The sequence below is a fragment of the Aquincola tertiaricarbonis genome (assembly GCF_023573145.1).
Classification (GTDB): Bacteria; Pseudomonadota; Gammaproteobacteria; order Burkholderiales; family Burkholderiaceae_C; genus Aquincola; species Aquincola tertiaricarbonis_B.
In genome coordinates this window covers 2,546,167-2,558,620 of sequence record NZ_CP097636.1, presented here as the reverse complement: position 1 = coordinate 2,558,620, position 12,454 = coordinate 2,546,167, and the positions used below count along the sequence as shown (strand labels likewise).

11 protein-coding genes are annotated in these 12,454 nt (G+C 68.5%); 3 read left to right on the top strand and 8 right to left on the bottom strand.

All coding sequences use genetic code 11. The annotated features are described in order from the left end of the window. Positions 1-14: 14 nt before the first annotated feature. From MW290_RS26145 to MW290_RS26110, 8 genes are all read right to left on the bottom strand, one after another. Positions 15-851 carry a substrate-binding periplasmic protein gene (locus MW290_RS26145; protein ID WP_250197268.1) on the bottom strand — a complete coding sequence of 279 codons (837 nt, stop codon included), beginning with the start codon at positions 849-851 and terminating at the stop codon, positions 15-17. Positions 852-964: 113 nt separating this feature from the next. Beyond that, entirely contained in the window at positions 965-1,717 is a 753-nt protein-coding gene (locus MW290_RS26140) for a Crp/Fnr family transcriptional regulator (RefSeq protein ID WP_250197267.1), read from the bottom strand. Continuing rightward, the gene (locus MW290_RS26135) at positions 1,714-2,796 is read right to left on the bottom strand and encodes a GGDEF domain-containing protein (RefSeq protein WP_250197266.1); all 1,083 of its coding nucleotides are present in this window, start codon (positions 2,794-2,796) and stop codon (positions 1,714-1,716) included. The genes MW290_RS26140 and MW290_RS26135 overlap by 4 nt, the downstream gene beginning before the upstream one ends. 252 nt (positions 2,797-3,048) lie before the next feature. Then, positions 3,049-5,367 (bottom strand): ATP-dependent DNA helicase, encoded by a 2,319-nt coding sequence (locus MW290_RS26130; RefSeq protein ID WP_250197265.1) that lies wholly within the window; start codon positions 5,365-5,367, stop codon positions 3,049-3,051. Between the two features lie 22 nt (positions 5,368-5,389). Further along, entirely contained in the window at positions 5,390-5,686 is a 297-nt protein-coding gene (locus tag MW290_RS26125; RefSeq protein WP_250197264.1) for a helix-turn-helix domain-containing protein, read from the bottom strand. A 6-nt stretch (positions 5,687-5,692) separates the two neighbouring features. Beyond that, positions 5,693-7,027 (bottom strand): type II toxin-antitoxin system HipA family toxin, encoded by a 1,335-nt coding sequence (locus tag MW290_RS26120; protein ID WP_250197263.1) that lies wholly within the window; start codon positions 7,025-7,027, stop codon positions 5,693-5,695. Positions 7,028-7,097: 70 nt separating this feature from the next. Next, positions 7,098-8,513, bottom strand: coding sequence for a sensor histidine kinase (locus MW290_RS26115; protein WP_250197262.1), 1,416 nt, complete (start codon positions 8,511-8,513; stop codon positions 7,098-7,100). Between the two features lie 10 nt (positions 8,514-8,523). Continuing rightward, the gene (locus tag MW290_RS26110) at positions 8,524-9,207 is read right to left on the bottom strand and encodes a response regulator transcription factor (protein ID WP_250197261.1); all 684 of its coding nucleotides are present in this window, start codon (positions 9,205-9,207) and stop codon (positions 8,524-8,526) included. Between the two features lie 211 nt (positions 9,208-9,418). Between MW290_RS26110 and MW290_RS26105 the strand changes: the two genes are divergently transcribed. Genes MW290_RS26105 through MW290_RS26095 form a run of 3 tightly spaced genes read left to right on the top strand, consistent with a single transcriptional unit; the run spans position 9,419 to position 12,453 of the window. Continuing rightward, entirely contained in the window at positions 9,419-10,687 is a 1,269-nt protein-coding gene (locus MW290_RS26105; RefSeq protein WP_250197260.1) for an ABC transporter substrate-binding protein, read from the top strand. 36 nt (positions 10,688-10,723) lie between these two features. After that, complete coding sequence (locus tag MW290_RS26100) at positions 10,724-11,602, top strand: carbohydrate ABC transporter permease (protein WP_250197259.1); 879 nt, start codon at positions 10,724-10,726, stop codon at positions 11,600-11,602. After that, entirely contained in the window at positions 11,599-12,453 is an 855-nt protein-coding gene (locus tag MW290_RS26095) for a carbohydrate ABC transporter permease (protein ID WP_250197258.1), read from the top strand. The genes MW290_RS26100 and MW290_RS26095 overlap by 4 nt, the downstream gene beginning before the upstream one ends. Position 12,454: the final 1 nt, after the last annotated feature.

The following is a 12,454-nucleotide window of genomic DNA, read 5'->3' as shown; positions in this document are numbered from 1 at the left end:
GGCGGTGCGCGACCTCAGTGGCCCAGCCGGCGCCGCAGCGCCGCCTGCATCTCGGCCAGCCGGCCATTGGCGCGCAGCACCGCCAGCCCCTGTTCGAAGCGCTGCGACAGGCGTTCGCCATCGGGCGTGGCGCGGGTGAAGGCCACCCAGAAGCCGTCCTGCGACACCACGCCCACGCGGCCAACCGCCTGGCGCAGCGCCGGCTGGGTGGACATGCGCAGCCAGGCCGGCAGGGTGTTGATCAGGATGAAGTCGACGCGGCCGCTGCGCAGCATCTCCAGCAGCTGCTGGTCGGACTTGGCCTCCACCTTGCGGATGCGCGGGTTCTGGCGGAACGACGCCGGGTAGGTGTAGCCCAGCGTGTAGCCGACGGTGCGGCCCTCCAGGTCGGCCAGCGTGACGTCGGCATGGCGGTCGGCCGTGCGGCCGAAGATGGCCAGCTCCTCATGAAACATCGGTGTCGGGTGCCAGTGGTAGTCGTCGCGCAGGTCGTCCACCAGGGTGGCGTCGAAGCAACCGGCCACCCGGCCCACCTTGGCCAGGTACAGGCAGCGCGCGAAGGGCACGCCGACGAAGCGCACCGCGATGCCCTGGGTGGCGAAGGCCTCGCGCACGATGTCGACCGCCAGGCCCACCGGCTGGCTGCTGCCCGGCGGCACGTGGGAGTAGGGGGCCCAGTCATCCTCGCCGGCGATGGTCACGGTTTCGGTGGGGGCGGGCGGCTTAGGCGCCGCCAAGGCCAGGCCGGCTGCCAGCCACAAGGCGACCGCCATCGCCGTGCGCCGCCGGCAGCGGGTGGGGCCGCGGGGCGGGGTGTGCGGGGCGATCTGGGCTGCGTTGGGGATGGGCATGCGTGGCTCAGGCATTGGGGCTGCAGCCACCCGCTGAACGACGCGCCTGACTGGACCGATGTGGACTGGGGGCTGCCGCCCCCGCTGGAAACGCCTCCTGCACTACCTTCAGCTTAGTCATTTTTTTCACGGGTGGGCGTGGCCATGCCGATCAGACGTGCGACAGCCAGACGCTCCAGTGCAGGCGCATCGACGATCTCGATGCGCTTGTAACCGAGTTTGACGATGTTGTCTGACTCCAGCTCGCGCAGCGCGCGGTTGACGTGCTGGCGTGATGACTGGATGAGCGTGGCTAGTTCCTCTTGCGGGATGGCCAGTTCCTGCTGCGGCTGCTGGCCCGCATTCAACGATGCCGACAGCCCGAACTGGTAGAGGGCGGAGATCAAGCGGTCTTTCACGGGCCCGCTGTAGAACACCAGCGCCAGCTTGATGCAGTGCCGCTGGTACAGCACGGCGGCTTCGGTCATCGCGCGCCACAGCTGCGGCCGCGCGTCGAGATAACCCACGAGCGTGCGCGCGGGAATCGCCATCACGAGCGTCTCCTCGGCCGCCAGGAATTCGTAGCAGGGGTCGTCGACGAATCGCTCGGTGAGCAGGCGCGAAAGCCCGATCAGCGTGGCGCCATAAACCATGCCGAAGCGCACCGACTTATGGTCGCTCTTCATGCAGGTCCAGGCTGAACCCGTGAGCATGAATATCAGTTCGTCGGCATCACCATCACGGTAAATCATTTCTGATTTCTGGTGCTGGCGAAACCTGCTGAGCGACAGGATTTGGTCCACGTCGGTGGCGGGCCAATCCCGAAACCAGATGCTGTCGCTCATCTTGAGCCGCGCGAGCATCATTGCGCTGGAGGACGATGTCACGGTGACTGTGGTTCGGCAAAGTGATACCTGTTCTTGCCCGACCGCTTGGCGTGGTACAGCGCCTCGTCGGCCATTTTCAGCAGCCTGGGAATGAGCATGCCGCGGCGATATTCGGCAACCCCTATGCTGACGCTGACGGTGATGCCGCGGATGGGCGTGGCGGTGATGGCCTGGTTCAAGGCCGCCGCCTGGCCTTGGGCGCGCAGGCGGTCGCCGCGGCAGATCATCCCGAATTCCTCACCACCCAGGCGGCCGCAGTCGGCCTCGCCCGCCACGGCGCGGATGCGGGCGGCGATGAACTGCAGTACCTCGTCGCCGATGTCGTGCCCGTGCCGATCGTTGATCGATTTGAAGTCATCGGCGTCGATCAGGAAGAGATAAAGGCCGGTTTCGTCCAGCTGCTGGGTGGCCCTGATCAGTTCGCCGACAAAGGCGCGGCGGTTGTTGATGCGGGTGAGCCCGTCCTTGAAGGCCAGCTCGGCGAGGCGCCGGTGCACCTTGTTCAGCTTCATCCGGTCGAGGAACTGCAGCGCATTGATGGTGACGCCGAAGACGAAAGCCGCCACCAGCATGCACATCATCCAGCCCGCCTCGGGGTTGCCGACGATCTCCCGGCCTCTGGGCACCAGCAGGCACAGGTTGATCAGCAACGTGGCCACGCCATAGGAGATGGGCTCATAGTGCACCGGCGACATCGCCACCACCACGATCGCGCAGATGCTCACCTGCCACAGCAGCGAATACGGCGACTGGCTGACCACAAAACCGAGGGCGTCCGCCAGCACGACGGCGAAGAAAACCCGTGCGACCGCACCTGCCAAAAAGCGGGGGGCCAGTGCCGTGGCCGCCAGGCCCATCACCATCGCCACGCCATAAATGGCGGACTTGGTGGACGACAGCGCCTCCGAACCCGGTGCGACCATCATCACCACCAGCCAGGCGAACAAGGCCATGCCCTGCACGCGCAGGGTGGCTTTCCTGCCATTGATCTCGGCGTACGCGAGATAGGTCAGGTAGTCGTTGAACGAGAGCTCGCCGACGCTCTTGGTGATTTCGGCGAGCCGCCTGGTATGTGGCATCAGATTTTCATCAAGGTGGCTTTACGGTGACAGCGAAGCGCGAAGCTGGAATCTGAAAAAATCCAGCGCGTATCCACCCCGGCCCAAATTCTTGGGGCGGATTGCGACGCCATCAAGCCTAAATCGACCGAAATATGACAATCTTGAGAGATGAGATTGATTTCGGGTGCAAAGTTGGCGTTGATGTCGCAATTGCGTTCATCTTGACACAAGCCGCACGGCCTTGTGGCATGCGGCGGCTGACGGGTCGCGTCAGGCCGCGGACCACCAGGAAGGCAGCAGCCGCCGCACCTCGGCGCGCCCGAAGCGATCGTCGATCAGGTGGATCACGCCTTCGTCGCTGGGCGTGCGGATGACGCGGCCAGCGGCCTGCACCACCTTCTGCAGGCCCGGGTAGAGGTAGGTGTAGTCGTAGCCCTGCGTCTTGCCGAAGCGGGCGGCCATGCGTTCGCGCATGCGCTCGTTGGTGTCGTTCAGCGGCGGCAGGCCCAGCGTGGCGATGAAGGCGCCGATCAGGCGTCGGCCCGGCAGGTCGATGCCTTCGCCGAACTGCCCGCCCAGCACCGCGAAGCCGACGCCGGCGCCGCCCTCCTGGAAGCGGGCGAGGAAGGCCTCGCGCTCGGCCGCGCCCATGCCGCGGGCCTGCAGCCACTGCGGCACCTCGGGATGCTGTTCGGCCAGCAGCGCGGCCGCGCGCTGCAGATAGTCGAAGCTGCTGAAGAAGGCCAGGTAGTTGCCCGGCCGCTGCGCGTACTGCTGTCCGATGAGGCGGGCGATGGGTGCCAGCGAGGCGTCGCGGTGCTGCCAGCGGGTGGAGATGTGGCGGGCCACCTGCACCGAGAGCTGCCGTGCCTCGAACGGCGACTCCACGTCCACCGCCACGGTGTCGGCCGGCAGGCCCAGCAGGTCGAGGTAGAACTGCGTGGGCGTGAGCGTGGCCGAGAACAGCGTGGTGGTGTGCGTGGCCGCGAAGCGCGGCTGCAGGAAGGGCGCCGGCACCAGGTTGCGCACGCACAGCACCGCGCTGGGCTTGGCCAGCGCGCCGCCGCCCTGGCTGCGCGTGATGTCGAACAGCGAGTGGTCGCCGAAGCTCTCCAGCAGCCTGGCGAAGTGCGTGGCATCGAAGAAGAAGTTGAGCAACTCGCTGGCGATGCCCTCGGGCTGCTCGGCCAGCTGCTCGGCGATGGCGGCAATGGCCTGCTGCAGCGCGGTGGCCAGGTCGTCGGGCACCTGGGCCAGCGTCTGGTAGTCGGCCGGCTGGGCGGCGGCCAGCGCGGCCCAGGTCTTGTGCAGCTTGTTCAGCGCCCGCTTGGGCAGGCCGGTGGCCTCGTGCCGCACGGCCTGCAGCCGGGCCTGGTCCAGCTCGGCGGTGTACATCGCGCGGGCGCGGTCCACCAGGTTGTGCGCTTCATCCACCAGCAGACCCACGCGCCAGCCCTGCTGCTGCGCCAGCGCATGCAGCAGCGCGCTGCCGTCGAAGTAATGGTTGTAGTCGGCCACCACCACGTCGGCCCAGCGCGCCAGTTCCTGCGCCAGGTAGTACGGGCACACGGCATGGGCGGCGGCCAGCTCGCGCAGCGCTTCGCGCGGCAGCGGGCCGGCGGCCTGCACCGCGGCGGCGCGGGCGGCGGGCAGGCGGTCGTAGAAGCCTCGGGCCAGCGGGCAGCTGTCGCCATGGCAGGCCTTGTCGGGGTGCTCGCAGGCCTTGTCGCGGGCGGTGATCTCGATCACCCGCAGCGGCGGCGCGCCGTCGGCCTGCGCCAGCAGCTGCAAGGCATCGAGCGCCAGTTGCCGGCCCGAGCCTTTGGCGGTGAGGAAAAACAGCTTGTCGATGCGCTGGCCTGGCGCTGCCTTGAGCAGCGGAAACAGCGTGCCCATGGTCTTGCCGATGCCGGTGGGCGCCTGCGCCAGCAGGCAGCGGCCGCGCACCGCGGCGCGGTACACGTTCTCGGCCAGCATGCGCTGGCCGCGGCGGAAGCTGCCATGCGGAAACGCCAGCGACTGCAGTGCGCCATCGCGGGCGGCGCGGTGGGCCTGCTCCTGCGCGGCCCAGTCGGCAAAGCGCTGCACCTGCAGCGCCAGAAAGGCGGCCAGCGCCTCGGCCGTGTGCACCTCCACCAGCGGGGTCTCGGTCTGCTTGTCGACGTGGAAGTACACCAGCGCCAGCTCGATCTGCGCCAGGCCCTGCTGGCGGCACAGCAGCGCGCCGTAGACCTTGAGCTGGGCCCAGTGCAGCGCCCGATGGTTGGCGGGGATGGCATCGAACTCGCCGCGGTAGGTCTTCACCTCCTCCAGCCGGCCGCGCGCGGCGTTGAAGCCGTCGGCACGGCCGCGCAGCAGCAGGCCGCCCAGTTCGGCCGACAGGCTCAGCTCGGCCTGCCAGCCGGCGCCGCGGCGCGCCGCCACGGTGGCATGGCCCTCGATGCCTTCCTGCGCGGTGGGCGAGGGTGTGAAGCGCAGGTCGAGGTCGCCTTCCTTGGCGGTGAACTCGCACATCGCGCGCACGGCGATGGGGTAGGGCGCGGGGGCCGCTTCGGGGGACGCTTCGGTGGCGGCGTCGGGCAGGGACATCGGGGACGCCATGCGGCCGATGTTAGGCGCCGTCGTCGCCCGCGCGCCGCACCACGCCCAGCTTCAGGCCCAGCATGCCCAGCAGCCGGTTCATGGTCTGCACCGTGCCTTCGCTGCGTTCCTGCTCGATGTCCTGCACCGTGCGGTAGGCCACGCCCGAGAGCTGCGCCATTTCGGCGGTGGTCAGCCGCATGGTTTTCTTCAGGTGGCGCACGGCCTGGGCCAGCGTCCATTCGGGGTGGGCCAGCACGTCGTCGATGGCCTGCTGGCGCAGGGCCAGCTGGTCGGCCAGCGGCAGGGCGTTGTAGCGCTTGTCCATGGGGGCTCAGGCCAGTTGCGCCAGGCTGTCGGCCTGGGCCAGCAGGCCGGGGCGCAACAGTTGCAGCAGGGCGGGTTCCAGGCCCAGGGCTTGGCCGTCGTCGGCGATCTGGCGCAAGGGCGCTTCCATTGCGCGCAGGCCGTGTACCAGCGCTTCGCGGTCGATGAGGGGCGGTGGCGCGACACGGCGGCGCCGGCCGGCCGCCGGGGGGGCCGCCAGCGCGCACACCTGGTCGATCACACGGCCCCAGTCGGGCCGGCCATCGTCGTTGCCTTCCCAGCGGATGCGGCGGGCGATGCCGTCGGGGTGCAGCAGCATGGGCGCGAAGTCGTACAGCGGCGTCAAGGCCACGCGGCCCGCAAAGTCGCGCTGCACCGCGGTGTTGCGGGCATGGTTGTCCTTGTTGCCCAGGGCTAGATTGGCCACGTCGCGCTTGATGTACTCGATGAGTTCGGCCTGCGGATCGGTGCAGTGGCGCAGCAACGCCGCGCACACCTGGTCGTGGCTGGGCACCGCGTCTAAGCCCGGCAGGCCGGTCAGGGTGGCGATGCTTTCCTGCGCCAGCCGCAGCACGCCGCCGCGTGCCACCCGGCGGTCGAAGCGGGGGATGAACAAGGCGCGCTGCTGCAGCAGCAGCGGCGCATGCACCCGCAGGCCGAGCCATTGCGCCAGCTGCATGTAGGGCGCCTCATGCCGCAGGATGCTGGCCAGCTGCGCATCGGTGCCGCGGCCGAATTTGACGATGTAGTGCTGACGCGCGCGTGCGTCGGGCAGGCTGTGGTCGAGGTACAGCAGGCCGTCTTCCGCACGCGTCAGCAGCACCTTGGGCCATTCACCCTGCACGCCCGAAGACCCGGCCACGAAGAGGCCGTGCGACGCCAGGTACTCCGAGAACTCATGGCCGCGCTCGGCCACCTGCGCGTCGGTGAAGCCCAGCGTGGGCCCAGGCTGCTGCGCCAGCCACTCGGCCGCTTCTTTTACCCGCAGGTGGCCGATGGGATGGCCGGCGCCCACCTGCAGCAGCCGCCAGTCGGCGGCCACGCCAGCGGTGGCGGGCAGGCCGATGCGGCGCAGCAGCTCTTGCCGACCGAAGCCCTGGGGCAGCATGTCGATGAGGAACACCGGCCAGTGCGGCGCCTGCAAGGGCTCCAGCCCCACCGGCCAGCGGGCGCAGGCGGCGTAAGCATCCCCCGCGCCGGTGTGGGCGAAGGCCCAGTCGACCGCATAGCCGCTGTAGCTGCGGGCGCGCCAGCCTTCGGCTTCAGGGCCCTGCAGGCTGATCTGCGCGACGTCGTGCCAGGCGCCGTCGGCATGCAGTTGCAGGGTGCAGCTCGTGCTCATAAGCACGAAATTCTATAGGAACCAGGGCTGGTTCGGGGTCTATTAACGCTGCTTTTCCGTGTAGATGAGTTCAACGCAGTGGCAACGACACCACCACCCGCGCCCCGCGCGGCTGCACGCCTTCCATCCACACCTGGCCGCCCTGGCGTTCGACGATCTCCTTGACGATGGACAGGCCCAGGCCGCAGCCGTCGCCGTCTTCCACCACGCGCATGAAGCGCTCGAACACCCGTTCACGGGCCTCGGGCGGCACGCCGGGGCCGTTGTCTTCCACCTCCAGCCGGGCGCGGTTGCCGCGCTGCTGCACCCGCACCGTCACCTCGGCGCCGCGGCCGGCGTAACGGATGGCGTTGTCGACCAGGTTGAGCACCGCTTCGCGCAGCAGCAGCGCATTGGCATGCACCCGCAGCGGCGGTGCGCCCTCGCCGGTGTCAACGCCGAGGTCCACGTCGGCGCGCAGCGCACGCGGCACCTGCTCGGCCACCAGCTCCTGCGCAAAGCGGCGCAGGTCCAGCTCGGTGCGGTCCTGCGCGATGCTGGCTTCGGGCTCGGCCCGGGCCAGCGTGAGCAGCTGGTTCACCAGGTGGGCGCTGCGGGTGGCGCTGGCATGCACCCGCTGCAGCCGCGCCCGCATCTCGGGGTCGGTGGCGCTTTGCAGGGCCAGCTCGGTCTGGCCCTTGAGGCCGGCCAGCGGCGTGCGCAGCTGGTGGGCCGCGTCGGCGGTGAAGCGCTTTTGCACCGCCACGCTGGCCCGCACCTCGGCCAGCAGCTGGTTCAGCGCGCCGGCCAGCGCATGCAGCTCCAGCGGCGCCTCCTGCAGCCGGATCGGCGCCAGGTCGTTGGGCGCGCGGCCCTCCACCTCGCGCCGCAGCCGCGTGAGCGGCGCCAGGCCGGCACGGATGCCGGCCCAGACGATCATCGTCATCAGCGCGATCAACCCCGACAACGGCAGCAGCGTGTCGAACAGGATGCTGCGCGCCAGGTCTTCGCGGTTGGCGCTGCTGCGGGCCACCTGCACCAGCATGGTCTGCGGCGGCGCGTCGATGCCGCCGTAGCTGAGGTACAGCGCCGCCACCCGCACCCGCACCTCGGGCGCGTAGGGTGCGTTGCTGGTGTGCATGGTGCCGTCGTAGAAGGTGGGCGTGTCCAGCGGCGGGTGGGCCACCGGCGGGGGCGGCGGCACCTTGTTGTTGCCCAGGATGAACTGGCCGGGCGGCGTGCTCACCGTGTACATGAGCTTGTCGGTGGGGTCGGCTTCCAGCACGTCCTGGGCGGCGCGCGGAAAGTCGATCAGCAACCCGTTGTCCAGCGGCTTGAGCTGGCGGGCCAGCGCACGCGTGGCCTGCAGCAGGCTGGCGTCCACCGCGCGGTTGGCATAACCGGCGGCCAGCCGGTAGGTGGCGGCGCCGCCGGCCATCCACAGCACCAGCTGCGGCAGCACCAGCCACAGCAGCAGCTGCCGGCTCAGGGAACGTTGGCGGAACATGCGGTGCGGTTCAGCGCGCTTCGGCGGCTTCCAGCAGGTAGCCCAGCCCGCGGATGGTGCGGATCACCAGGCCCGAGCCTTCGAACTTGCGGCGCAGGCGGTGGATGTACACCTCGGTGGAATTGCCGCTGCCGGCGGCCTCGCCGCCTTCGTTGCCCCAGGCCTGAGCGATCTGTTCCTTGGTCACCACCTTGTCGCGGTGGGTCACCAGCAGGTCCAGCAGCGTCCATTCGCGCGGGCTCAGCTCCAGCGCCTGGCCGTCGATGCTGGCGCGGCGGGCCTCGCGCGCCAGGCTCAGGCGGCCCACCTCCACCTCGGCCGCGGCGGCGGCCGGCTGGGTGCGGCGCAGCAGCGCACGCAGTCGCGCTTCCAGCTCGGGGAAGTCGAAAGGTTTGGTGATGTAGTCGTCGGCCCCGGCGTTCAGGCCGGCGACCCGGCTGTCCAGCCCGTCCATCGCGGTTAGCACCACCACCGGCAGCGTCGGCTTGGCGGCGCGCACGTGCTTGAGCACGGTCAGCCCGTCCATCATCGGCAGGCCGAGGTCCAGGATGGCCAGGTCGAAGGGCTGCTTGAGCAGCAGGTATTCGGCCACCGGGCCATTGGGTGCGTGCTGCACCTGGAAACCCGCGCGCTGCAGTTGCGCCACCAGCGCATCGGCCAGCAGCGCGTCGTCTTCGGCAAGCAGCAAATTCATGGTCGCCAGCTTAACGCGGTGTTAAAGCGGCGGCCATGGGGTGCTGCCCGGATGTGGCCCGGCGGGCCGCCTCGGCATTAATCTGGCGTTAAGGGTTCGCCCTGATGCGGCGTCTGCCACGGTCGCATTAATCTTTCGTTCATCCAAAGTTCAGCTTTGGATCCTCCGACCCGTGCGCGGCTCGGCCCATCCGCAACAACCACCACACGCCATGAGACAAGATCGTTCCGCCTCCGCTCCCCGCTTCGCCCGCCGCCTGCTGGCGCTGGCCGCCACCGTGACGCTGGCCACCGCCGCGCAGGCCGGCGACCTGGAAGTGCTGCACTACTGGACCAGCGGCGGCGAGGCCAAGGCCGCCTCGGCCCTGAAGGCCACGATGCAGCAGAAGGGCCACACCTGGAAGGACTTCGCGGTGGCCGGTGGCGGTGGTGACGCCGCGATGACGGTGCTGAAGTCGCGCGTGGTCTCGGGCAACGCTCCGGCGGCCGCCCAGATCAAGGGCCCCTCCATCCAGGAATGGGCGCGTGAGGGCGTGCTGGCCAACATCGACGACGTGGCCAAGGCCGAGAAGTGGGACAGCCTGCTGCCCAAGGCCGTGTCCGACGTGATGAAGTACAAGGGCAACTACGTGGCCGTGCCGGTGAACGTGCACCGCGTCAACTGGCTGTGGGCCAACCCCGAGGCGCTGAAGAAGGCCAATGCCAAGCTGCCCACCACCTGGGACGAGTTCTTCACCACCGCCGAGGCACTGAAGAAGGCCGGCATCATCCCCGTGGCCCACGGTGGCCAGGCCTGGCAGGACTTCACCACGTTCGAGAGCGTGGCCCTGGGCGTGGGCGGTGCCGACTTCTACAAGAAGGCCTTCGTGCAGCTGGACGCCGCCACGCTGAACGGCGCCACGATGGAGAAGGTGCTCACCACCTTCAAGAAGATCAAGGACTACACCGACAAGAACGCCAACGGCCGCGACTGGAACCTGGCCACCGCCATGGTCATCAAGGGCGAAGCCGGCATGCAGCTGATGGGCGACTGGGCCAAGGGCGAGTTCGTGGCCGCTGGCAAGGTGCCGGGCAAGGACTTCCTGTGCGCCGCCGCTCCGGGCACCGCCAGCGCCTACACCTTCAACATCGACTCGTTCGCGATGTTCAAGGTCAAGGGTGACACCAAGGCCCAGAAGGACCTGGCCGCGGCCATCATGTCGCCCGACTTCCAGGAGCAGTTCAGCCTGAACAAGGGCTCGATCCCGGTGCGCCTGAACATGGACATGTCCAAGTTCGACGACTGCGCCAAGCTGTCCAGCAAGGACTTCGTCGAGACCGCCAAGACCGGCGCGCTGGTGCCCTCCATCGCCCACGGCATGGCCGTGCCGCCCGCTGTCGAAGGCGCGATGAAGGACGTGGTCAGCCAGTTCTGGAACAGCGACCGCATGACCGCCAAGGACGCCATGGCCAAGCTGGCTTCGGCCGCCAAGACCAAGTAAGCGCCGCGCACGCACCGCCCCTTCCCGGGAACTTCCATGTCCGCACCTTCCCAGCTGCGCACGCCGTGGCTGCCACGGCTCGTCGTGGCGCCGAGCTTCCTGCTCGGTTTCCTGTTCATCTACGGGCTCATCGCGTGGAACGGCTACCTGTCGGTGTCCGAATCGCGCCTGCTGCCCAACTATGAGTTCGCCGGCCTCGATCAGTACCGGGCCCTGTTCGACAGCGAGCGTTTCCACGTCGCGCTGACCAACATGGCCATCTTCGGCGTGCTGTTCGTCGGCGGCGCGATGGCGCTGGGGTTGTTGCTGGCCATCCTGCTGGACCAGAAGGTGCGGGCGGAGGGTGCCTTGCGCACCATCTACCTGTACCCGATGGCGATCTCGTTCATCGTCACCGGCACGGCCTGGAAGTGGATGCTCAACCCGGGCCTGGGGCTGGAGAGCGTGGTTCGGCAATGGGGCTTCACCAGTTTCACCTTCGACTGGCTGGTGAACCCCGACAAGGCGATCTACTGCGTGGCGATCGCCGGCATCTGGCAGAGCGCCGGCTTCGTGATGGCGCTGTTCCTGGCCGGCCTGCGCGGCATCGACGACAGCATCATCAAGGCCGCCCAGGTGGACGGCGCCAGCCTGCCGCGCATCTACTGGCGCATCGTGGTGCCCAGCCTGCGGCCGGTATTCTTCAGCACGCTGATGGTGGTCAGCCACCTGGCCATCAAGAGCTTCGACCTGGTGATGGCGCTGACCGCCGGTGGCCCGGGCTATGCCACCGACCTGCCCGCCACCTTCATGTACGCGATGGCCTTCACCCGTGGCCAGATCGGCCTGGGCGCCGCCAGCGCCACCGTGATGCTGGCCACCGTGGCCGCCATCGTGGTGCCTTACCTCTACAGCGAACTCCGGAGGCCGAAATGAGGGCCGCTCACGTCCACCGCCTGATCCTGTGGAGCCTGCTCATCCTGTTCGCGGTGTACTTCCTCACGCCGATGTACGTGATGGTGAGCACCTCGCTGAAGGACATGGAGCAGGTGCGCAACGGCAGCCTGCTGTCGCTGCCCACCAGCCCCACCACCGAAGCCTGGGCCAAGGCCTGGAGCGGCGCCTGCACCGGCACCGACTGCAACGGCCTCAAGCCCTTCTTCCTCAACTCGTTGCTCCTGGTGATCCCGGCGGTGCTGGTGTCCAGTGCCATCGGCGCCATCAACGGCTACGTGCTGGCCAAGTGGCGCTTTCCGGGCAGCGAGACGATGTTCGCCTTCCTGCTGTTCGGCGTGTTCATGCCGATGCAGGTGGTCCTGCTGCCGATGAGCCAGGTGCTGGGCTGGCTGGGCATTGCCAGCAGCCTGTGGGGCCTGATCCTCATCCACGTGCTGGCCGGCATTCCGTCCACCACGCTGTTCTTCCGCAACTACTACGTCGGCCTGCCGGACGAGCTGGTGAAGGCGGCGATGCTGGATGGTGCCTCGTTCTGGCAGATCTTCTTCCGCATCGTGCTGCCGCTGTCCACGCCGATCGTGGTGGTGACGCTGATCTGGCAGTTCACCAACATCTGGAACGACTTCCTCTATGGCGTGGTGTTCTCGGGCGCCGACAGCAAGCCGGTGACCGTGGGCCTGAACAACCTGGCCAACACCAGCAGCACGGTCAAGGAATACAACGTCGACATGGCCGCCGCGCTGATCGCGGCACTGCCCACGCTCTTGGTGTACGTGGTGGCGGGCAAGTACTTCGTGCGCGGCCTGACGGCCGGCGCAGTGAAAGGTTGAT

Coding starts and splice junctions, on each gene's coding strand:
- MW290_RS26145 (WP_250197268.1), bottom strand. CDS start 851: ATGCCCATCCCCAACGCAGCCCAGATCGCCCCGCACACCCCGCCCCGC.
- MW290_RS26135 (WP_250197266.1), bottom strand. CDS start 2,796: ATGCCACATACCAGGCGGCTCGCCGAAATCACCAAGAGCGTCGGCGAG.
- MW290_RS26130 (WP_250197265.1), bottom strand. CDS start 5,367: ATGTCCCTGCCCGACGCCGCCACCGAAGCGTCCCCCGAAGCGGCCCCC.
- MW290_RS26125 (WP_250197264.1), bottom strand. CDS start 5,686: ATGGACAAGCGCTACAACGCCCTGCCGCTGGCCGACCAGCTGGCCCTG.
- MW290_RS26120 (WP_250197263.1), bottom strand. CDS start 7,027: ATGAGCACGAGCTGCACCCTGCAACTGCATGCCGACGGCGCCTGGCAC.
- MW290_RS26115 (WP_250197262.1), bottom strand. CDS start 8,513: ATGTTCCGCCAACGTTCCCTGAGCCGGCAGCTGCTGCTGTGGCTGGTG.
- MW290_RS26110 (WP_250197261.1), bottom strand. CDS start 9,207: ATGAATTTGCTGCTTGCCGAAGACGACGCGCTGCTGGCCGATGCGCTG.
- MW290_RS26105 (WP_250197260.1), top strand. CDS start 9,419: ATGAGACAAGATCGTTCCGCCTCCGCTCCCCGCTTCGCCCGCCGCCTG.
- MW290_RS26100 (WP_250197259.1), top strand. CDS start 10,724: ATGTCCGCACCTTCCCAGCTGCGCACGCCGTGGCTGCCACGGCTCGTC.
- MW290_RS26095 (WP_250197258.1), top strand. CDS start 11,599: ATGAGGGCCGCTCACGTCCACCGCCTGATCCTGTGGAGCCTGCTCATC.